This window comes from Ensifer sp. LC11 (assembly GCF_001695835.1).
Taxonomy (GTDB): Bacteria; Pseudomonadota; Alphaproteobacteria; order Rhizobiales; family Rhizobiaceae; genus Ensifer.
The window spans coordinates 12,400-33,356 of record NZ_MBSO01000030.1; the positions used below are offsets into that span (position 1 = coordinate 12,400).

17 protein-coding genes are annotated in these 20,957 nt (G+C 61.8%); 10 read left to right on the forward strand and 7 right to left on the reverse strand.

What is annotated here, in order from left to right:
- Window positions 1-137 precede the first annotated feature (137 nt).
- The 5 genes from BBX50_RS20350 to BBX50_RS20370 form a co-directional block, all read right to left on the reverse strand.
- Window positions 138-569: an NUDIX domain-containing protein gene (locus BBX50_RS20350; RefSeq protein ID WP_065777146.1), complete on the reverse strand. Its 432-nt coding sequence runs from the start codon at window positions 567-569 to the stop codon at window positions 138-140.
- 8 nt (window positions 570-577) lie between these two features.
- The gene (locus BBX50_RS20355) at window positions 578-2,089 is read right to left on the reverse strand and encodes a DEAD/DEAH box helicase (RefSeq protein ID WP_065777147.1); all 1,512 of its coding nucleotides are present in this window, start codon (window positions 2,087-2,089) and stop codon (window positions 578-580) included.
- Window positions 2,090-2,292: 203 nt separating this feature from the next.
- A complete protein-coding gene (locus BBX50_RS20360) occupies window positions 2,293-3,615 on the reverse strand; it encodes a M23 family metallopeptidase (protein WP_065777148.1) in 1,323 nt (440 codons plus the stop codon).
- A gap of 103 nt (window positions 3,616-3,718) precedes the next feature.
- Window positions 3,719-4,546, reverse strand: a complete 828-nt coding sequence (locus BBX50_RS20365) for a ferritin-like domain-containing protein (RefSeq protein ID WP_065777149.1) — start codon at window positions 4,544-4,546, stop codon at window positions 3,719-3,721.
- A gap of 8 nt (window positions 4,547-4,554) precedes the next feature.
- Window positions 4,555-5,022: a peroxiredoxin gene (locus BBX50_RS20370; protein ID WP_065777150.1), complete on the reverse strand. Its 468-nt coding sequence runs from the start codon at window positions 5,020-5,022 to the stop codon at window positions 4,555-4,557.
- A 412-nt stretch (window positions 5,023-5,434) separates the two neighbouring features.
- Here BBX50_RS20370 and BBX50_RS20375 point away from each other — a divergent pair, with 412 nt between their 5' ends.
- Entirely contained in the window at window positions 5,435-8,827 is a 3,393-nt protein-coding gene (locus BBX50_RS20375; protein ID WP_065777151.1) for a DUF3971 domain-containing protein, read from the forward strand.
- 53 nt (window positions 8,828-8,880) lie between these two features.
- Here the strand turns inward: BBX50_RS20375 and tyrS are convergent, their stop codons facing one another.
- Complete coding sequence (gene tyrS, locus BBX50_RS20380) at window positions 8,881-10,134, reverse strand: tyrosine--tRNA ligase (protein WP_065777185.1); 1,254 nt, start codon at window positions 10,132-10,134, stop codon at window positions 8,881-8,883.
- A gap of 97 nt (window positions 10,135-10,231) precedes the next feature.
- Here tyrS and BBX50_RS20385 point away from each other — a divergent pair, with 97 nt between their 5' ends.
- Window positions 10,232-11,371, forward strand: coding sequence for an anhydro-N-acetylmuramic acid kinase (locus BBX50_RS20385; RefSeq protein WP_065777152.1), 1,140 nt, complete (start codon window positions 10,232-10,234; stop codon window positions 11,369-11,371).
- Between the two features lie 130 nt (window positions 11,372-11,501).
- Complete coding sequence (locus tag BBX50_RS20390) at window positions 11,502-12,701, forward strand: GGDEF domain-containing protein (protein WP_065777153.1); 1,200 nt, start codon at window positions 11,502-11,504, stop codon at window positions 12,699-12,701.
- Between the two features lie 78 nt (window positions 12,702-12,779).
- On the opposite strand, the gene BBX50_RS20395 is transcribed toward BBX50_RS20390, so the two are convergent.
- The gene (locus BBX50_RS20395) at window positions 12,780-13,457 is read right to left on the reverse strand and encodes an alpha/beta hydrolase (RefSeq protein WP_065777154.1); all 678 of its coding nucleotides are present in this window, start codon (window positions 13,455-13,457) and stop codon (window positions 12,780-12,782) included.
- 224 nt (window positions 13,458-13,681) lie between these two features.
- Here BBX50_RS20395 and BBX50_RS20400 point away from each other — a divergent pair, with 224 nt between their 5' ends.
- The 7 genes from BBX50_RS20400 (at window position 13,682) to sufA (ending at window position 20,919) form a co-directional block, all read left to right on the forward strand.
- Window positions 13,682-14,848, forward strand: a complete 1,167-nt coding sequence (locus BBX50_RS20400; RefSeq protein ID WP_065777155.1) for a cysteine desulfurase family protein — start codon at window positions 13,682-13,684, stop codon at window positions 14,846-14,848.
- Window positions 14,849-14,999: 151 nt separating this feature from the next.
- Window positions 15,000-16,469 (forward strand): Fe-S cluster assembly protein SufB, encoded by a 1,470-nt coding sequence (gene sufB / locus BBX50_RS20405; protein ID WP_065777156.1) that lies wholly within the window; start codon window positions 15,000-15,002, stop codon window positions 16,467-16,469.
- An 80-nt stretch (window positions 16,470-16,549) separates the two neighbouring features.
- Entirely contained in the window at window positions 16,550-17,305 is a 756-nt protein-coding gene (gene sufC, locus BBX50_RS20410) for a Fe-S cluster assembly ATPase SufC (protein ID WP_034794631.1), read from the forward strand.
- A gap of 22 nt (window positions 17,306-17,327) precedes the next feature.
- Complete coding sequence (sufD, locus tag BBX50_RS20415) at window positions 17,328-18,608, forward strand: Fe-S cluster assembly protein SufD (RefSeq protein ID WP_065777157.1); 1,281 nt, start codon at window positions 17,328-17,330, stop codon at window positions 18,606-18,608.
- A gap of 128 nt (window positions 18,609-18,736) precedes the next feature.
- Window positions 18,737-19,978 carry a cysteine desulfurase gene (locus BBX50_RS20420; protein WP_065777158.1) on the forward strand — a complete coding sequence of 414 codons (1,242 nt, stop codon included), beginning with the start codon at window positions 18,737-18,739 and terminating at the stop codon, window positions 19,976-19,978.
- A 69-nt stretch (window positions 19,979-20,047) separates the two neighbouring features.
- The gene (locus BBX50_RS20425; protein ID WP_065777159.1) at window positions 20,048-20,428 is read left to right on the forward strand and encodes an SUF system Fe-S cluster assembly protein; all 381 of its coding nucleotides are present in this window, start codon (window positions 20,048-20,050) and stop codon (window positions 20,426-20,428) included.
- Between the two features lie 98 nt (window positions 20,429-20,526).
- Complete coding sequence (gene sufA / locus BBX50_RS20430) at window positions 20,527-20,919, forward strand: Fe-S cluster assembly scaffold SufA (RefSeq protein WP_065777160.1); 393 nt, start codon at window positions 20,527-20,529, stop codon at window positions 20,917-20,919.
- Window positions 20,920-20,957 lie beyond the last annotated feature (38 nt).

Here is a 20,957-nt window from a genome sequence, read left to right on the forward strand (position 1 = left end):
ATTGAAGAGGACAAGCCTTCGAGCCGCCGCGCGTTGCTGGAGCGCTGTGCGTTCCTATGAACGCACCAAGCACGCTCTAGCACTTTGATTCTAGAGCATCTTTCCGCTCACCTGAATCCACTTGAGAGCGGGATGCTCTAGGCGGGCACCCCATGTTCCAGCTTGCGCAGTGCCACGACAGCGTCCGCAGTAAAACGCGACAGCGGTTGGGGCAGGGCACTGAGATCGAACCAGCCGAGAGCGGACAGTTTGTGCGGTTCGGTGAGTTCAGGCTCGCCGGCAAAATCCCGGCTCACATAGATCATCGAGATCCAGTGCTGGCGATCGGCCTCGATCACCTGCTCGCTCAGACACAGGAACTCGCTCGAGCGAATCTTGAGACCGCTTTCCTCTTCGGCCTCGCGTCGTGCCGCGGCTTCCGAGCGCTCCATATGGTCGACCTTGCCGCCGACGATGTTCCAGTGCCCGGCTTCAGGCGCGTTAACGCGCTTGTAAAGCAGGATCTTGCCATCGCGCACGATCGCAAGTCCGCAGCCGAAACCCGGAAAATCGATGCCCGGCAGGCCCATAATGGCTATCAGGCCTTGCCGGCAATCAACATGAAAGCGGGGATTTCATCACCGAAGCCGACCGGGGTCGGGCCGTCGTCATAGTCGCGGCGGTGACGGTTGCGGCGGTCGCGATTGTCATCGTTGGCGGGGTTCGATGCGCGCACCGGACGATGATCGGCGCGGTTGTTCTGTCCCTGCTTGTTTTCTGCGCTGCGTGCCGGTTTCACCGATTCCGCCCTTTCCGCGACTGTTTCAATTACGACCTCACTATCGACACGCACGGTATCGGATTTATGATCGGAACGGGCCCTCGGACCGCGATCCCCATCTTTTTTCCGGTCCTTGCGGCCATCGCGGCCGCGATCGCGGCGACCGGTGTCATGGCTTTCCATCGGTTCCGGCAAATTGTTGAGATCGCCGTTCAGCCATTCGACCTTCTGGCCGATCAGCTTTTCGATCGCATCGGAGAACTTGGTGTCGCGCTTGGTCACCAGCGTGAAGGACGCGCCGGAGCGGCCGGCACGACCGGTGCGGCCGATGCGGTGAACATAGTCTTCCGCGTGGATCGGAACGTCGAAGTTGAAGACGTGGCTGACATCGGGAATATCGAGGCCGCGGGCAGCAACATCGGATGCGACCAGCAGCTTGATGTTATTGTCCTTGAAATTGGCAAGCATGGTCATGCGCGAGCGCTGGTCCATGTCGCCATGCAGGGCGCCGACCGAAAAACCGTGACGGTCGAGCGAGCGGAAAAGGTCGGCGACATCCTTCTTGCGATTGCAGAAGATGATGGCGTTCTTCAGCTCGTCCTGGGCGCGGATCAGATCGCGCAACACGGCGCGCTTTTCATAATCCTTCGCGTGCGTCGCGACGAAGCGCTGCGTCACCGTCTGGGCCGTCGACGCCGGGCGGGCGACTTCGACACGTTCCGGGTTCTGCAGGAAGCGATCGGCCAGCTTCTGGATTTCCGGCGGCATGGTTGCCGAGAAGAACAGCGTCTGGCGCGTGAACGGGATCATCTTGGCGATGCGCTCGATATCGGGAATGAAGCCCATGTCGAGCATGCGGTCGGCTTCATCGATGACGAGGATCTCGACGCCCGTCATCAAGAGCTTGCCGCGCTCGAAATGGTCAAGCAGGCGGCCAGGCGTGCAGATCAGGACGTCAGCACCGCGTTCCAGCTTGCGATCCTGCTCGTCGAAGGAAACGCCGCCGATCAGGAGCGCGATATTGAGCTTATGGTTCTTGCCGTACTTGTCGAAGTTCTCTGCAACCTGAGCGGCGAGTTCGCGCGTCGGCTCCAGGATGAGTGTCCGCGGCATGCGGGCGCGGGCGCGGCCCTTTTCGAGCAGCGTCAGCATCGGCAACACGAACGAAGCCGTCTTGCCCGTACCCGTCTGCGCGATACCCAGGATATCACGACGCTGCAGCGCCGGAGGAATGGCTCCAACCTGGATCGGGGTCGGGATTGTGTAGCCCGCATCGGTGACAGCGGAGAGAACTTTTTGGCTCAGGCCAAGGTCAGCAAAATTGGTCAAAGGGAAATCTGTTTCCGTTCCGGTTCAATAGAACACTGATCGATCGATGGAAAACGCACGAGCACGTGGCCGCGCTCTTAAGCTGAACGCCACTGAAAGTCAAGAAATCCAGCACGTTGAAGCGGGAAAAGGTGAAAAGCGGCGAATCTGTCGCATTTCTTGTCAAGTCGTGACCGAGCGTGAGGGGCGGTTCGGCACCCCTGTCAGTTCATGTAGCTGGCAAGCTTCCTGCTGGCGTCGAGAAACCGCATGGGATCCACGGCCTCACCGTTCAGGCGAATTTCATAGTGCAGGTGTGGACCGGTAGAACGCCCCGTATTGCCCGATTTGGCTATGATAGCCCCCGCCTGAACCTGATCGCCAACCCTTACCAGAACCGTGGAGAGGTGAGCGTATCGCGTGGCAACACCGTTGCCGTGGTCGATCTCGACCATGTTTCCATAACCGCCTGTCAAGCCGGCAGTGGTCACCGTTCCGGGTGCCGCCGAGCGAATGCGCGTGCCAACCGTGGCGCGAAAATCGATGCCGGCATGCAGCGCCAGACGCCCCAGAAAGGGATCCAGCCGGTTGCCGAAGTCGCTGGTGATGTCACTTGCCGGTGAAGGGTTGCCGAACGGCAGTTCGCGGGCCTGTTCGCGTGTGCGCTCGAGTTCCACCAGGGCCGTATCCAGTGCCGCCAGAGAACGGCCGAAATCGTCTTCGTCTGTTGGCTCGACGAACGGTCCGCCGATTGCCGTATCGGCTGAGGCGGATGTTGCGGTCAGCGGGACAATGTCGGTGTTGGGCAGGTCGACACCGGTGTGTCCGACGATCGAGCGAATCGCATCCGACGTCTTGGACGCGCCCTCCGTCAGCCGCTTCACCCTCGCCATCTGCTCCCGCTCCACATCCTTCAGCGAAAGCGTCACCTTTGAAAAGACCCGGTCGGCGCGATCCGAAGACGATTCGGCGGCCTCGGGTGCGGCATAGGCGAGGGCAGAGGGGCCGACCGCACTTTTGACGGGGGCACTGCTCAGTCCCATCAGCCTTTCGATTGCCTTGACGCTGCTACCGGCGTCGGCGCGCTTGTCGTAAGCGAGAGGCTCAACGGCCGGTGCTTCGTCGGATCCTGTCATCAGACCGGAGTTCTCAGCTCTTTCGACCAGGGGGCCTAGTTTCCCATTGCGTGAGGTGAGCGCCATCTGCTGCCGCAGCAGCTTTTCGACCTTTTCCTCGACCACCTGCTGGTCGAGCAATTGCCGGCTGGTAACGCGATCGACCTGCGCCCGCAGCGCGGTGATCCGATCTTCATACTCGTGCTGCATGCGCGCCTGGCGGGCAATCGTGCCGCCGATGAGATCGTCGCGCAGGACAAGATAGGATGTGGCCGCGAGATAGCCGATGCTGCAAACGCCGGCGAAAGAGACGGCGATCGCGGCCATCCAGGGGCGCACGGTCATGTGGCGGACCTTGTCGCCGCTCGCCAGGATCAGGACGTGATTCTGCCTGCGTTTTCCAAAGGTACGATTTGCCTGATGTCCAGACACCCGTTCTCTCCCGCCATGTGCGCGTTGCCTCGCATCACCTGCGGATCATTACACTTCGTTAGGGTTAACAATTGGTGAGGATGATTGCGGGAGCGTGATCCGGTTATCGATTGGTCGAGGCGGTCATCGATCGATAGAATGACGGCGTCAGGCCCGCTTCCGCACGGGCAATATCGTTGAACGGCGCCTTCAGGGGCCCACGGAAATTGCTGCGTACCAGCGCCTGGAAGGTTGCCGCCGGGTCCTTTTTCTCGCGGGCGCAGAGAAAGCGGAACCATTTGGCACCGACGGCGACGTGGCCCTTTTCATCCTCGTAGATGACATCGAGAACAGCAGCGCTCTCGAAGTCGCCAGTCTCACGCATTCTGGCTTGAAGCGCCGGCGTCACGTCCAGGCCGCGCGCTTCAAGGATGAGCGGCACCACGGCAAGCCGCGCCGTCAGGTCGTTGCGGGTATCGTGCGCAGCCTGCCAAAGCCCATCATGTGCGGGCAGATCACCATAATCCGCGCCGAGATCGTTCAGCCGCTTGCGAACCAGGCGGAAATGCTTGGCCTCTTCGAAGGCAACACGCATCCAGCCGTCAAAGAAGGAGTTGGGCACCGGCTCCGTTGCGAAGCGGGCGACGATATCGAGCGCGAGATCGACGGCGTTCAGCTCGATATGCGCGATGGAATGCAGGAGGGCGATACGCCCCTTGAGCGAGCCGAGCGAGCGCCGCTTGACCTGCGTCGGCGGCGTCAGCACCGGCTTTTCCGGACGCCCGGGGCGGGTCGGTACCGGCCGATCGAGAGGCGAGCGCAACGACAGCGTGCGGCCCTGCCAGCGCCTCGCCGCTTCCTGAGCAAGTTCCGCCTTGATCTCAAGGTCCGCGGCGCGAATCGCTTCGATGGCGGCGCCACGCAGGCTGTGAAATACGGGCAACGCAGTCATGGATTTCCTCAGAGCGCCTTTGCGGCATCAAGGACCTCGCGGGCGTGACCGTCGACCTTCACCTTTTCCCATACCTTGACGACGACGCCGTCGGCGCCGATCAGGAAGGTGCTGCGTTCGACGCCCATGTACTTGCGGCCGTACATCATCTTTTCGACCCAGACGCCGTAGGCGTTGACGACCGCCTTCTCCTCATCCGCGGCAAGCGGGACCGTCAGATTGTGCTTTTTGGCGAAGCGGTCGTGCTTTTTCACCGAATCAGGCGAGAGCCCGATGAGCGTGATTCCGGCGGCGGCGAAGTCCTCGGCGAGTTCGGAGAATGAGATCGCTTCAAGCGTGCAGGCCTGCGTGTCGTCCTTCGGATAGAAGAACAGAACGACCGGCTGGCCTCGCAGGGCGGAAAGCGAAAGCGAGCCGCCGCCGTCGCGCGGCAACGTGAAGTCGGGAGCGACATCCCCTGGGGTGGGCCTTGCCATAATTAAACCTTCCTTCTGCCAAGTTTTGCGGACAATCGAACGCTACTGCGTTTTGCCTTTGATCGTCGCCGATTAGAGGGCAAAACATGCAGCAACTCAAAGCGCTACAGCGACCTTTGCGCACCTCCTAAGGCACGCGCCGCTGTAGGGCATATCGAAAATCGTCAACTACCGTCCAGCGCTTTTGTGCTAGATTCGACAGGTTTCGGACGGCATTAGCCACTACGAAACGTTGCTGTCGCCCGCACGCGCGATTCCCGTTGCAGGTGATGGCTTTCCACAGCATGGTCCCGCGCTCTTGGTGACTTTGCACGGCGACATGTGGTCTACATGGGGCGAGAAACGGCCGTCCGGCGCGACCGGGAAGAGGGACGGCGAACTAGCTCGTATCGAACGGAGGACGTCCGCGCTGATGAGTGAGATCCGCGGCGAAAAAGTCGGCTTTCGCAAGAAAGACATCGTCGCGTTGCATGCGTTGCCTTCGGCGCAGGCTCACGATCCTATTATCGTGCATGCCCCGCACAAGAGCACGGCCCCGCGGTTTTGCGCGAAGATCGCGCTCTACACCTTCCTGTTTGTCTTCGTCATCGGCGCGATCTTCGTCACGGCCATCGAGAGCGGCGTGATGGACAGCACGCTGAATGCGCGCGCCCGCACCGCACTCAACGCTGCCCTCGGCGACGCCTATCGCGCCGAAGTCGGCAGCACGGTTGTGCGCATGACCGGCAGCGGCGCGCTTGCGCTGAAGGCGCGGGAGGTCTCTCTCAACGAGGCCGCTTCTGGCCAGTCGGTGGCGAAACTTCGTTCTATTTCGATTGCACTCGACCCGCTGGCGCTCGTGACCGGTCGGATCGCCGTATCCAGCCTGGAAGCCGAAGGCGGTGATTTCGATACCGGGCTGCTTCCCAAGGGCGAGCCGCTTGACCTCACCAAGATCAAGATCGCTGATGTCGGCGACGCTTTGGAAGCGATTTTTTCCCACGTCGACCGAATGTCGCAAATGGCTTCCGGACGCGGAAATCAGACGGTGACGCTCTCGGACTTCAGTTTTTCCGTTGTCGGGGCACGCGACCGCGTCGTGCCGGTCGTTGCCACTGCGCTTGAATTCAACCGCGATGCCGCTGGCTCGATGAGCGTCAAGGGCAACGTTACCGTCGACGGGGTTGAGGTCGATCTCAGCGCTGATGCACTCGGTCAAGAGGGGCATGTGACCGGCTTCGAGGCGGCGATCACCAACCTGCCGCTCGCACCATTCCTCTACCATGGCAAGCTGGGCGCGGAGGCCGCCTTCGGTATCGACGCAGCCGCCGGACTGACGTTGAGGGCGACACGGGCGGCCGGCGAGGCGAAGCCGGATTTACGCGTCTCGGTGCGCACCTCGAAGGGCGCCTTCCATGCGGGTGGCTTCGTCTCAACCCTCAATCCCTCGCAGATGGATATCGCCTATGATTTCGAGCGCTCGTCGGTCGAGATCCTGCCGTCGCTGGTCAAGATCGGTCGCTCGACTTTTCCGTTTACCGGGGCGGTCATCGATCTCGACAAGATTGCCGGCACCACGGACAAGGGCTTCGCGATCGACCTGCTTCTGAAGAACGCCAGCTCTGCGCCGGAAGACATCGCCGCGCCAGCGCTGACATTCGACGCCAAGGCCAACGGCCGATTTACCTCGGATACGCGCCGGCTGATCTTTGATCAGCTCGCCGTGTCGAGCCCGCTTGGCTCGATGTACGGCTCGCTTTCGGTCGCCTTCGGCAAGACATCGCCGCAAATCAGCTTCGCCTCGGTCAGCGACCGGATGGATGCGGCGGCCGTCAAGCAATTGTGGCCCTGGTGGCTGGCCAAGGGCGCGCGCCGCTGGGCGATCGGCAATCTCTTCGGTGGTACCGTCACCAATGCCCGGATCGAAGTGTCGGTCGCCGAAGGTCGTATCGCCAACAACGAGGGCGAGTTGAAGCTTGGTGACGAGGAACTCAACATCAACTTCGACATCGACGACACCCGCATCAACATAACCGGTGAAATTCCGCCGCTTCGCGACACTTCCGGCACCTTCAAGCTGCGGGGGCAGCGCATGACCGTGCAGGTGGAAAAAGGCACAGCCTATTTTCCGTCCGGGCGCTCGGTCGCGCTCAACGGCGGTGACTTCATCCTTCCCGACGTCTACACGAAGCCGCTGATGGCCGAAATGAAGATCGAGGTCGGTGGAAATGCTGACGCGATTGCCGAGCTCGTCAGCTACAAGCCGATCCAGGCACTGCAGAAGACGCCGCTGTTGCCGGAGGATTTCAGTGGTCCTTTGACGGCAGTCGTCGGGGCTCGCTTCGGCCTGATCTCGGACCAGCGTCCGCCGAAGCCACTCTACCAGGTGGAGATGCAGCTCGATAAGGTCAGCGTGGATAAGGCGCTCGAAGGGCGCCCTGTAACGGACCTCGTCGGCACGTTCCGCGTCGACAATCAGCAGGCGGTGCTGGAGGCTGATGCACGGATCGAAGGCGCCAAAGTCAAGGTCGAGCTCACTGAGCCGGTGGACGCGGCTTCGACGGTGAAGCGTTCTCGCCATATTTCGGGCACGCTCGACGACGGCGTCTGGCAAAAGATCGCATCGGGGCCGTCGAGCGTCATCTCCGGACCGATTACGATTGATGTCACCATCGACGAGACCGGCAAGCAAAAGGTGAAGATCGGACTTGCCAAGGCGGAGCTGTCGCTTCCCTGGATCGGGTGGAGCAAGGGTGTCGGCATCCCGGCTGAAGCACAGTTCACCTCGAGCACGGACGGCGATCTGTCTACAATCAGCGACTTTGCGCTTGCCGGCGACGGTTTTGGCGCGCGTGGCACTTTTCGGGTAGACGATCGCGGCCTCGTATCGGCCGATCTCGACAATGTGCGGCTGGCACAGGGGGATGATTTCAGGGTTTCGGTGGATCGCAACAAGAGCGGCTATGCCGCGACGTTGACTGGCGCTACTGCGGATATCAGGCCCATCCTGGCGCAGCTGAAGGCGGGAAGCGACCAGAATCAGAGCGGCGGCGACGACGTCGCGATCAAGGCGCAGCTTGGCCGCGTCACCGGCTTCAACGGCGAATTCCTGTCGAACGTCAACCTCGTCTATGCCGAGCGCGGCCGCCAGATCGAGGACGTCAATCTCTCGGCCGTTACCAGCAGCGGCCAGGCGCTCGTCGCAAAACTCGCCAAGGCGGGGGCGGACAACACGCTGGAGCTGACGACCGGCGACGCCGGTTCGCTCGCCCGGTTTGCCGATATCTACCAGAACATGCGTGGCGGCCTGCTGAACCTGAAATTGCGCGACCGTGGCGGGCGTTCCTGGCGCGGCAGCGTCGATATCCGCAAGTTCCAACTGATCGGCGAGCAACGGCTACAATCAATGGTATCGACGCCAACCGGCGCAGACGGGCGCAGCCTCAATCAGGCTGTGCGGCGCGACATTGACGTGAGCTCGGCGCGCTTCGAGCGCGGCTTCGCCCAGCTGGCGCTCGATCGCGGCGCCATCCGTGTCGACGGCGGCGTCCTGCGCGGGACCGACGTCGGCGCCACGTTCCAGGGGACGGTGCGCGACAACAACGGCATCATGGACATGACCGGCACGTTCATGCCGGCCTATGGGCTGAACCGCCTCTTCGGCGAGCTGCCGCTGATCGGCGTGCTGCTCGGCAACGGCCGCGACCGTGGCCTGCTTGGCATCACCTTTAAGCTGAACGGCCCGTTCAACCAGCCGAGGCTGACGATCAATCCCCTGTCGATCATCGCCCCCGGCGTCTTCCGCAGCATCTTCGAATTCCAATGAAAAAGGCCGGCGCTAAGGCCGGCCCTTCAGATCGATTTGTGTGTTGTCTCGGCTCAGGCCGGACGCACGAGGATGTGCTTCTTCTTGCCGAGCGACAGTTTGACAACGTTGTCGGCGGTAACGTCGCCGGTGCCGATGAGACGACGCTCGTCGCTGACCGCCTCGTCGTTGATCCTGACAGCGCCACCCTGAACATGGCGGCGGGCTTCGCCGTTGGAGGCGGCGAGGCCGGCGCGCACGATCAGCGTCAGTAGCCCGAGGCCGGCTTCGAGTTCTGCCGCCGGAATTTCGACTGAAGGCAGGTTGTCGGCGAGCGCGCCTTCCTCGAAGGTCTTGCGCGCGGTCTCCGCCGCCTGCTCGGCGGCCTCGCGACCGTGCAGCATGGCGGTGATTTCCGTCGCCAGGATCTTCTTGACTTCGTTGATCTCCGATCCGCCGAGCGTCGAAAGGCGCTCGATCTCCGCCATTGGCAGCGTGGTATAAAGCTTCAGGAAGCGGGTAACGTCCGCATCTTCGGTGTTGCGCCAGTACTGCCAGAAGTCATAGGCCGACAGCATGTCCGGGTTGAGCCAGATCGCGCCGTTGACCGACTTGCCCATCTTGGCGCCCGACGACGTCGTCAAGAGCGGAGACGTCAGCGCGTAGAGCTGCTCAGTGCCCATGCGATGGCCGAGGTCGATGCCGTTGATGATGTTGCCCCACTGGTCCGAGCCGCCCATCTGCAGGCGGCAGCCGGTGCGCTTGTGCAGTTCGACGAAGTCGTAGGCCTGCAGGATCATGTAGTTGAACTCGAGGAACGACAGCGACTGCTCGCGATCAAGCCGCGTCTTGACGCTGTCGAACGAAAGCATGCGGTTGACCGAGAAGTGACGGCCGACGTCGCGCAGGAATTCGAGGTAGTTGATGCCAAGCAGCCAGTCGGCGTTGTTGATCATCAACGCGTCCTTGGGGCCCTCGCCATAGGTGAGGTAGTTGGAGAAGACCGTCTTGATGCTCGCGATGTTGGATTCGATCGTCGCGGGCGTCATCAATTGCCGCGCCTCGTCCTTGAAGGACGGGTCGCCCACCATGCCGGTGCCGCCGCCCATCAACGAGATCGGCCGATGGCCGGTCGCCTGCATCCAGTGCAGCATCATGATCTGGATCAGTCCGCCGGCATGCAGGCTCGGCGCCGTCGGGTCGAAGCCGATATAGGCCGTCACGGTTTCCTTACGGAACAGTTCGTCCAGGCCAGACTCGTCAGAGATCTGGTGGATGAAACCACGCTCGCTGAGGGTGTGAAGGAAATCGGACTTGAAACCGGACATCATCTGTCTTTCTTACGGGGAAGTTTTTGAACGAACGGGCGTTTAGCACTGTTTCCGCGCATAATCACTCCAAAAGTGATTCTGGAAATCTGACGGCATGGCACAGACAAAAAACGCAATCGGCCTGATGAGTGGCACGAGCATGGACGGCATCGACGTCGCGTTACTGCGCACGGACGGGGACTGCATCGTCGAGCGTGGCCCGTCGGCCGGCTTTGCTTATGATGCCGGCTTTCGCGACCGGCTGAAGCAGGGCCTGGTCGATGCAACGACGATGACAAAACGGGATCAAAGGCCGGGCGCTCTTGCCGATCTTGAACGCGAGCTGACGCTGCGGCACGCCGAGGCGGTCAAATTCTTCCTGCAGCAGAACGACCTGACGGCGGCGGCGATCGATGTGATCGGTTTCCACGGCCAGACCGTGCTGCATCGGCCGGATGAGGCCCTGACGGTGCAGATCGGCGACGGCCCGCTGCTTGCGCGTGAGACCGGCATCGATGTCGTCTACGACATGCGCGCCAACGACATGGAGCAGGGCGGGCAGGGCGCACCGCTGATTCCCGCGTACCACGCCGCACTTGCGCGTGGCACGGCGACTGACCGCGGCCTCGCCGCGCCGGTCGTCTTCGTGAATATCGGCGGCATTTCCAACCTGACCTTTATCGGCACCGGCGAAACGCTCATTGCCTATGACAGCGGCCCCGGCAACACGTTGATCGATCAATGGGTCGAGGCCCATGCCGGAATTCCCTACGACCAGGGAGGTATGATCGCCAGCGAGGGAGCCGTTCTTGCCGGGCTTGCCGACCGTTATCTCTCCAACAGCTTCTTCACCGCAACGAAGCGCCGCTCACTGGATCGAAATGACTTTGCGCCGCCGCACGGGCGGGACGCTGACCTTGCCGACGGCGCCCGCACGCTCGCCCATGTGACGGCAGCGGCAATCATCAAGTCGGCCGGGCACCTTCCGCAGCGGCCGGCGACCTACATCGTGTGCGGCGGCGGTCGCCTCAATCCGGTGATCATGCGCGATCTCGCGTCACTCGCCGAACAGGAGGGCGCGGCAGTTCTTGCGGCGGAGGAAGTGGGCCTCAATGGCGATTCCATGGAGGCGGAGGCCTGGGCCTATCTGGCTGTGCGTGCGCTGAGCGGGCTGCCGCTCACCTATCCAGGAACAACAGGCGTTCGGCAGCCGGCAAGCGGTGGCAAATATGCCGCAAAGCCCCGGAATGGATAGGTCCGGATCCGGCCAGCGCTCCCACCGCCGGATTAATCAAATTTTCGCATCGGAGAATTAGGATCGGCAGCCGCTGCCCCAGAAGGTGGCAATAAGCAGCTAACGCAGTACGAAGGTTTCGGGTTCGTCGATGGGTGGTGCGATATCTCTGCTGGCTGTGAATTTCATCATTGCGCAGATATTCACGGCCGCATTCCTCACCATTGCCGCGAAGAGCCGCCAACGTCGTGCGGCGCTGTGGTGTGCAGCCGGATTTGCCGTCGCTTCGCTTTCGGCGGTTTGCGAGGCAATCGTTCCCTTTTCGTCGACGCCGCGGATCTTTGCGATCGCGGCCTTTGCTTGCGTGCTCGGCGGTTTCTGTCTGCTGCGCTTTGGCCTGGGGCTTTTCTACCAGGTGCCGGTGCACTGGTCCGCGCTCTGTGGGTGTTTCGTGGCCGGCGTCGCGCTGGATGTGGCGATCTTTGATCTACCGAGGGGAACCTGGCAGCATTCCTTCTTCTACCAGATGCCTTTTGTCCTCATTCAGGCGTGGACCGCATCGGTCGTGATCCGTTCGGGGCGCCGCTCGTTCTTCGACTGGCTGCTCTTCGGCCTTCTGGCATTGTCGGCAGCCTATTACCTGATGAAGATCTATGCCGCCGTCGCGGTTGGCTCGGGCGCAACCGCCCAGGATTATGTTTCGAGCAATTTCGCGCTCGTCTCACAGGCGCTCGGGGCGATGCTGATCGTCGGCGCCGGCCTGGCCATGCTTGGCGTGATGGTCAAGGACATCGTTGACGACGCGCAGGCCCGTTCGGAAATCGATCTGCTGTCCGGTCTTTACAATCGCCGCGGCTTCACGGAGCGCGTCATGCCGCTGCTGCACGCCCGCGCCAGCGAGACGCCCGGCACACTCATCCTGGCGGACCTCGACCGTTTCAAGCTGGTCAACGACACTTACGGTCACCTCACAGGCGATCAGGTGATTTGCCGGTTTGCCCGCGTGCTGATGGACGTGATGCCGAACCGCGCTGTCGCCGGCCGCTTGGGCGGCGAGGAGTTTGCCGTCTACCTGCCATGCACGGAATTGTCGGAAGCGCGTGTCGTCGCCCATGGCATGCGCGCCGCGATCATGTCTCAGCAGATCGCCGGTTTGCCGGAAGCGGCGCGTGTCACAGCAAGTTTCGGCGTGGCCGCCACCGGCCGCGGCGAGACGCTGGATCTCGTCATGCAGCGCGCAGACAAGGCCCTCTACGCGGCCAAGGAAAATGGCCGCAATCGGGTCGAGTGCGCCGAGACGCCGATAACCGTCGTCAATCCGGCGGTGCCGCATTGGATCGGTCGCCCCTAAATCTTGACATCCGCCACGCATAAAAAAAGCGCCGCCCGTGCGAATACAGGCGGCGCTTTGCGTTGCGTTGGCGCTCTATCAGCGGATGCGCTTGGCAGCCGGCTCCGGCGTCAGCTCGCCGTTGAGGCGACGGTCGAGGTAGTCCTCGCATTCCGTCATCAGACCTTCGACCTGACCGTTGAAGAAGTGGTTGGCGCCGGGCACCGTGCGATGGGTAATCAGAATGCCCTTCTGCGCCTTCAGCTTTTCCACGAGACCGTTCACGTCCTTTTCCGGCGCCACCTTGTCGGAATCGCCGTTGATGATCAGGCCCGAGGACGGGCAGGGCGCCAGGAACGAGAAGTCGTAGATGTTCGGCTGCGGTGCCACCGCCATGAAACCTTCGATCTCCGGGCGGCGCATCAGGAGCTGCATGCCGATCCAGGCGCCGAAGGAGTAGCCGGCCACCCAGCAGCTCTTGGAATCCGGATGCAGGCTCTGCACCCAGTCAAGCGCAGACGCCGCATCCGAGAGCTCGCCGGCACCATGGTCGAATTCGCCCTGGCTGCGGCCGATGCCACGGAAATTGAACCGAAGCGTCGTAAAGCCGCGCTTCTGGAACATGTAGAAGAGCTGATAGACGATCTGGTTGTTCATCGTACCGCCGAACTGCGGGTGCGGGTGCAGGATGATGGCGATCGGCGCACTCTTCTGCTTCGAAGGCTGGTAACGGCCTTCGAGGCGGCCGGCGGGTCCGTTGAAGATGATTTCGGGCATTGGTTCTCCGGGAGCGTTCCTGGTTCGAATCTTGGGTTCAGATCGCGATCAGTCTTGACGAAAGCAGTCAGCTTTTCTAAAACCTAGTTTAGAACCGTTCAAAACTTCTGTGCGGGCATTCCGCCTTGTGCTTCGTCTCATAAGGCAAGCGACGCGGAAAATTCAAGGAAAATGCATCGCCAGAGGTTGCCGGGTTGCGGCCTGTTGTTCTAGCGAAGGAAATCATGTCGGGTTCGCGCATCTATATGGACTGGAACGCCACCGCGCCGCTTCTGCCTGAAGCGCGTGAGGCTTGCCTGTCGGCGCTCGACCTCATCGGCAACCCGTCTTCCGTCCATGGTGAGGGCCGAGCGGTGCGCACGTTGATTGAAAATGCCCGTCGCGATGTCGCAGCACTTTGCGGCGCCAAGTCTTCAAGCGTGATCTTCACCAGCGGCGCCACGGAAGCCGCCAATCTGGTGCTGACGCCGGACTTCCGCATGGGACGCACGCCGCTCAGGATCGGCGGGCTCTACACTTCGGCGATCGAGCACCCGGCTGTGCGCGAGGGGGGGCGTTTCCCGCGCGAAGCATTACGCGAAATCCCGGTGACCTCGGCCGGCGTCGTCGACCTTGCGGCACTGCTAGAGCTTCTCAGTGCGCATGACCGCGCGCTCGGCCTGCCGATGGTCGCCGTTATGCTGGTCAACAACGAGACCGGCATCATCCAGCCGATTACCGAGATCGGCGAGATCGTTCGCGGGTATGGTGGTATACTCGTCGTTGACGCGGTCCAGGCCGCAGGGCGGGTGCCGCTCGCGATCGACGAACTCGGCGCCGACTTTCTCATTCTGTCGTCGCACAAGATCGGCGGTCCGAAAGGCGCCGGTGCCCTCGTGTCCCGCGGCGAGGTGATGATGCCAATCCCACTGATCCGCGGCGGCGGTCAGGAGAAGGGGCACCGCTCGGGGACCGAAAATCCGGTGGCGATTGCCGGCTTTGCCGCAGCTGCCCGCAAGGTGGGCAAGGACCTTGCGGCGCGGATGGGCCCGATCACTGCGTTGCGCGACAGGCTGGAGAGCGCGATGCTGGCGGCAGCGGCGGATGTGGTCATTCACGGCCGCGACGTTTCGCGCGTTGGCAACACGATATTCTTCACGCTTCCTGGTCTCAAGGCAGAGACGGGACAAATCGCCTTCGATCTGGAAGGCGTGGCGCTATCGGCGGGATCGGCCTGTTCGTCCGGCAAGGTCGGGCAGAGCCACGTGCTGACGGCGATGGGCTACGATCCGCGCCAGGGCGCGCTGCGCATCTCGATTGGCGACGCGACGGGCGAAGCCGACATCGAGCGTTGCGCCGCCGCCTTCGCAAAGGTAGCAGCAAGACGACGCGCGCCAGGACAAGCGGCCTGACGCGAGCGGTATGACGAAATTGCGGAAAAGCAATTTTCCGCTTGGCAAACAGGGTGAAAAACGCCTTTTAGCCATTACATAAGCGGTGCGCCAAGTTCACACCGCGCTGACAAGCTGCCGGACCTTGGATCCGGCAAGATTGGAGAACGACATGCCTGCCGTGCAGGAGACCATCGATCAGGTCCGTCAGATCGACGTGGACCAGTACAAATACGGCTTCGAGACGAACATTGAAGTCGAGAAGGCCCCGAAGGGCCTGTCGGAAGACATCATTCGCTTCATTTCGGCAAAGAAGAACGAGCCGGAATGGATGCTCGAGTGGCGCCTCGGCGCCTATCGTCGCTGGCTGACGCTCGAGGAGCCCACCTGGGCCCGCGTCAGCTATCCGAAGATCGACTTCAACGACATCTATTACTATGCCGCGCCGAAGGGCGTCACGGGTCCGACGTCGCTCGACGAAGTCGATCCGGAGATCCTCAAGGTCTACGAAAAGCTCGGCATTCCGCTGAAGGAACAGGAAATCCTTGCCGGCGTGCAGAAGTCGAAGATCGCGGTCGACGCCGTGTTCGACAGCGTCTCGGTCGTCACCACCTTCAAGGAAGAGCTGAAGAAGGCCGGCGTGATCTTCATGTCGATCTCCGAGGCGATCCGCGAGCATCCCGAGCTCGTACAGAAGTATCTCGGCTCCGTCGTTCCGACGACCGACAACTATTACGCAACGCTGAACTCCGCGGTCTTCACCGACGGTTCCTTCGTCTTCGTGCCGAAGGGCGTGCGTTGCCCGATGGAGCTCTCCACCTACTTCCGTATCAACGAGAAGAACACCGGCCAGTTTGAGCGCACGCTGATCATCGCAGAAGAGGGCGCCTACGTGTCCTATCTCGAAGGCTGCACCGCGCCGCAGCGTGACGAGAACCAGCTTCACGCTGCCGTCGTCGAGCTCGTCGCGCTCGATGACGCCGAGATCAAGTATTCGACGGTGCAGAACTGGTATCCGGGCGACAAGGAAGGCAAGGGCGGCATCTACAACTTCGTCACCAAGCGTGGCGATTGCCGTGGCAAGAACTCCAAGATCTCCTGGACGCAGGTCGAAACCGGCTCGGCGATCACCTGGAAGTATCCGTCCTGCATCCTGCGCGGCGACGGTTCGCGCGGCGAGTTCTACTCGATCGCCGTTTCCAACGGCCACCAGCAGATCGATAGCGGTACCAAGATGATCCACCTCGGCAAGAACACGTCGAGCCGCATCGTCTCAAAGGGCATCGCTGCCGGCGTTTCGGAAAACACCTATCGCGGCCAGGTCTCAGCCCACCGCAAGGCGGAGAACGCCCGCAACTTCACTCAGTGCGACTCGCTCTTGATTGGCGACAAGTGCGGCGCGCACACCGTGCCCTACATCGAGGCCAAGAACTCGACGGCACAGTTCGAGCACGAAGCGACGACCTCGAAGATCTCCGAGGACCAGCTGTTCTATTGCCTGCAGCGCGGCATCCCCACCGAAGCGGCGATCGCGCTGATCGTCAACGGCTTCGTCAAGGAAGTGATCCAGGAGCTGCCGATGGAGTTCGCCGTCGAAGCGCAGAAGCTGATCGGCATCTCGCTGGAAGGCTCGGTCGGCTAAGGCCCTGCACTGAATATTGAATGGCGCGCACGACGAGTTTGCGCGCGAACAAACGTTCGTTTCCCAAGAGGACGATAGAAATGCTTGAAATCAAGAACCTGCATGCCCGCATCGCCGAAGACGGCACCGAGATCATCCGTGGCCTGAACCTCACCGTGAAGGCCGGCGAAGTCGCCGCCATCATGGGCCCGAACGGCTCGGGCAAGTCGACGCTCTCCTACATCCTCTCGGGCCGCGAAGACTACGAAGTCACTGAAGGCGACATCCTCTATAACGGCGAGAGCATCCTGGAACTCGACGCGTCCGAGCGTGCAGCCAAGGGCATCTTCCTTGCCTTCCAGTACCCGGTCGAGATTCCCGGTGTCGCCACCATGCAGTTCCTGAAGGTGGCGATGAACGAGCAGCGCAAGTATCGCGGCGAAGACGAGTTGACGACGCCGGAATTCATGCGCCGCGTCAAGGAAGCTGCAGCCGAGCTGAAGATCGCGCCGGAAATGCTGCGCCGTCCGCTCAACGTCGGCTTCTCCGGCGGTGAGAAGAAGCGCGCCGAAATCCTGCAGATGTCGCTGCTCCAGCCGAAGCTGTGCGTGCTTGACGAAACCGATTCCGGCCTCGACATCGACGCGCTGAAGATCGTCGCCGATGGCGTCAACGCGCTGCGTTCGCCGGACCGCGCCGTCGTCGTCATCACGCACTACCAGCGCCTGCTCGATTACATCGTTCCTGATACCGTGCACGTCCTCTACAAGGGCCAGGTCATCAAGTCGGGCGACAAGACGCTGGCGCACGAACTCGAAGCCAACGGCTACGCGGACATCATCGAGGCCGCGGCCTAAAGGCTGTTGAAGGAGTGTTCGAATGAATATGCAACAGGCAATCAAGATGACGGCCGCCGAGACGGCGCTCGTCGATGCCTATACCGCGCAGATCGGCGATCTGCCGGGCGACGGCTCGGTGTTCTCGGTTCGCGACACGCTGGTGCACGAACTGAAGACTGCAGGTCTCCCGACCCGCCGTGTCGAATCCTGGCACTACACCGACCTTCGCACGCTGCTGCGCGCCGTTCCTGCCGCCGACCCCACGGCCTTTGCCGATCGTGTCGATGCATTGGTCCCCGGCTCGACGGTGCTTTCCGTCCGCAATGGCCAGACGGATATCAAGGGCAACCTGCCTGATGGTGTGACTGTCCGCTCCTATGTCGACAGCCTGCTCGACGGTTCGGCTGCGGCCGGCCTTGCCGTGCTCGGCTTTGACGACGCGATTGGTCGCATCAACGGCGGTCTCGTTCGCGGCGGTCTCGAAATCGACGTCGCCGCTGACGCCGCACTCGAAGATCCGTTGGAAATCCAGCTGGTGCAGAGCCTTGGCCAGGCGCATACGCGCTTTCCGGTCTCCTTCGGCGCCGGCGCCACGGCAACGGTGATCGAGCGGCATCTGTCGACCAATGACGCCGAAAGCTTCGTCTCCTCCGTCAGCGACGTGACGCTTGCCGAAGGTGCCGACGTCATCTGGATCGTCCTGCAGCAGCAGGGCGCTGCCGATACCCATCTCGGCCAGATCCGCTTCGACCTCGGCAAGAACGCCAAGCTGCATCTCTTCGTAATCAATGCCGGCGGCAAGCTGGTGCGCCAGGAGATCCACGGCAAGACGAGCGGCGAGGGCGCGGATTTCAAGCTGCGCGGCATCAACCTGCTTGGCGGCGAAAGCCACACCGACGTAACCTTCACGCTCGGTCACAACGTACCGCACACGACCTCGACCGAGATCATCCGCAACGTCGTATTCGACCGCGCCAAGGGCGTCTTCCAGGGCAAGATCCTGGTCGCCAAGGACGCGCAGAAGACCGATGCGAAGATGGCGTGCAACACGCTGCTCTTGTCCGACGACGCCGACCTTTCGGCGAAGCCGGAGCTCGAGATCTTTGCCGATGACGTTCAGTGCGGCCACGGTGCGACGGTTGCCGACATCGACCACACGCAGCTCTTCTATCTGATGGCGCGCGGCGTTCCGGAGAACAAGGCGCGGGCGATGCTCGTCAACGCTTTCGTCGCCGAAATCGTCGAGGAACTGGAAGACGACGAGGCGCTGGTCGAGGCACTCGAAGACGTCATCTCGACCTGGCTCGACAAGCACGCGTAAGGCTATTGCGTAATTCCTTAATTCGGCATCGATTTAGGGATAAAATTATGCAGCAGTTCAACATGTTACAGCGGCCCTGGCGCGTCTTGAGAGACGCGCGGCGCTGTGGCGCAATTGGATTGAAAGACATGGAACACTCTGTACCGGTGCCTGCCTACGACGTCGAAGCGATCCGCAGGGATTTTCCGATCCTGTCGCGAACCGTCTATGGCAAGCCGCTTGTCTATCTCGACAACGGGGCATCGGCGCAGAAACCGCAGGTCGTGATCGACGCGATCTCCCATGCCTATGCCAATGAATATGCCAACGTCCATCGCGGCCTGCATTTCCTGTCGAATGCCGCGACGGAAGCCTATGAGGCGGCGCGCGAGAAGGTGCGCCGCTTCCTCAACGCCCCGTCGGTCGACAACGTCATCTTCACCAAGTCCTCGACTGAGGCGATCAACACGGTCGCCTATGGCTACGGCATGCCGAAACTTAGCGAAGGCGACGAGATCGTTCTTTCGATCATGGAGCATCACTCCAACATCGTTCCCTGGCATTTCATCCGCGAGCGCCAGGGCGCCAAGCTCGTCTGGGTTCCGGTCGACGACGAGGGTGCGCTTCACGTCGAAGATTTCGTCAAGTGCCTGACGGATCGCACCAAGCTCATCGCCATTACCCACATGTCGAATGCGCTCGGGACCGTGGTTCCGGTGAAGGAGATCTGCCGGATTGCCCGCGAACGCGGCATCCCGGTGCTCATCGACGGCAGCCAGGGCGCCGTGCACATGCCTGTTGATGTCCAGGACATCGATTGCGACTGGTACGTGATGACCGGCCACAAGCTCTATGGCCCCTCCGGCATCGGCGTGCTCTACGGCAAGACAGATCGCCTGAAGGAAATGCAGCCGTTCCTCGGCGGTGGCGAGATGATCGAGGTGGTGACCGAGGATTACGTCACCTACAACGATCCGCCGCACCGCTTTGAAGCCGGCACGCCGCCGATCGTGCAGGCGATCGGCCTTGGTTATGCGCTCGATTACATGGAGAAGCTCGGCCGGGCAGCAATTCAGGCACACGAAGCGGACCTGACCGCTTACGCGCGCAAACGCCTCTCGTCCGTCAATTCGTTGCGCGTGTTCGGCAATGCTCCTGATAAAGGCAGCATCTTCGCATTCGAACTCGCCGGCATCCATTCGCACGATGTGTCCATGGTGATCGATCGCGCCGGTGTGGCCGTTCGCGCCGGCACCCATTGCGCCCAACCGCTCTTGAAACGCTTCGGCGTCACCTCCACATGCCGTGCATCCTTCGGCCTCTACAATACCCGGGCGGAGGTTGACGCGCTGGCCGAGGCGCTGGAGCATGCGCGCAAGTTCTTCGCTTGATAAGTTTGCAAAAGGTTCAAAGAGTTATCGTAATCTTCTGAACCAATAGAGAAAGTCCAGGAGGCCGACATGAGCCTTGATGCTACGGAAGAAAAGGTCGACGTCCGCGAGGGCATCGTGCATTCGGCAATCCCGGCCGAGGAACTGGCGCGTCTTAGCGACGATATTATCGCCGCGCTGAAGACCGTCTACGACCCGGAAATCCCGGCCGACATCTTTGAACTCGGACTGATCTACAAGATCGACATCGAAGACGACCGGATGGTGAAGATCGACATGACGCTGACCGCACCCGGTTGCCCGGTGGCCGGCGAGATGCCCGGTTGGGTCGAGAATGCCATCGGCGCCGTCGAAGGCGTATCGGGCGTCGAGGTCTCGATGACCTTCGATCCGCCGTGGACGCCGGACCGCATGTCTGAAGAGGCGCAGGTCGCTGTCGGCTGGTACTGACGAACCCGCGTCGTATTGATCCGTTAAGGCGCGGATACTACATTTGATTCTGTAAGGCGCCGGGCCTTTACCCCGGTGACGACAAGGAGAATGAGCCCATGGGCTTTGCCGTGATGAGCCTGACCGATGCCGCAGCCGGCCGCGTCCGCGCGATCGTGGAGAATGCCGGCGCCGATGCCATGGGTATCCGTGTCGGCATCAAGAAGGGCGGCTGCGCCGGCATGGAGTATGCCGTCGATCTGGTGACGGAACCCAACCCCAAGGACGACCTGATTGAACATCAGGGCGCCAAGGTCTGGGTTGCGCCCGAGGCCGTGCTTTATCTGCTCGGTACGCAGATGGATTTCGAAGTCACGGCGCTGCGTTCCGGCTTTACCTTCCACAATCCGAACCAGACCTCGGCCTGCGGCTGCGGCGAATCGGTCGAGCTGAAGCCTGCAGACCTTGCAGCGCTCGCCGCGCAGGGCGACGCCGTAGTGCGCGCTAACTAAGTTTCCTTCATTCGTTAAGGCGGATAGGTCGGCCCGGT

Coding starts and splice junctions, on each gene's coding strand:
- BBX50_RS20400 (WP_065777155.1), top strand. CDS start 13,682: ATGTCGGGTTCGCGCATCTATATGGACTGGAACGCCACCGCGCCGCTT.
- sufC (WP_034794631.1), top strand. CDS start 16,550: ATGCTTGAAATCAAGAACCTGCATGCCCGCATCGCCGAAGACGGCACC.
- BBX50_RS20395 (WP_065777154.1), bottom strand. CDS start 13,457: ATGCCCGAAATCATCTTCAACGGACCCGCCGGCCGCCTCGAAGGCCGT.
- BBX50_RS20365 (WP_065777149.1), bottom strand. CDS start 4,546: ATGACTGCGTTGCCCGTATTTCACAGCCTGCGTGGCGCCGCCATCGAA.
- BBX50_RS20385 (WP_065777152.1), top strand. CDS start 10,232: ATGGCACAGACAAAAAACGCAATCGGCCTGATGAGTGGCACGAGCATG.
- BBX50_RS20425 (WP_065777159.1), top strand. CDS start 20,048: ATGAGCCTTGATGCTACGGAAGAAAAGGTCGACGTCCGCGAGGGCATC.
- BBX50_RS20375 (WP_065777151.1), top strand. CDS start 5,435: ATGAGTGAGATCCGCGGCGAAAAAGTCGGCTTTCGCAAGAAAGACATC.
- tyrS (WP_065777185.1), bottom strand. CDS start 10,134: ATGTCCGGTTTCAAGTCCGATTTCCTTCACACCCTCAGCGAGCGTGGT.
- sufA (WP_065777160.1), top strand. CDS start 20,527: ATGGGCTTTGCCGTGATGAGCCTGACCGATGCCGCAGCCGGCCGCGTC.
- BBX50_RS20390 (WP_065777153.1), top strand. CDS start 11,502: ATGGGTGGTGCGATATCTCTGCTGGCTGTGAATTTCATCATTGCGCAG.
- sufB (WP_065777156.1), top strand. CDS start 15,000: ATGCCTGCCGTGCAGGAGACCATCGATCAGGTCCGTCAGATCGACGTG.
- BBX50_RS20370 (WP_065777150.1), bottom strand. CDS start 5,022: ATGGCAAGGCCCACCCCAGGGGATGTCGCTCCCGACTTCACGTTGCCG.
- sufD (WP_065777157.1), top strand. CDS start 17,328: ATGAATATGCAACAGGCAATCAAGATGACGGCCGCCGAGACGGCGCTC.
- BBX50_RS20420 (WP_065777158.1), top strand. CDS start 18,737: ATGGAACACTCTGTACCGGTGCCTGCCTACGACGTCGAAGCGATCCGC.
- BBX50_RS20350 (WP_065777146.1), bottom strand. CDS start 569: ATGGGCCTGCCGGGCATCGATTTTCCGGGTTTCGGCTGCGGACTTGCG.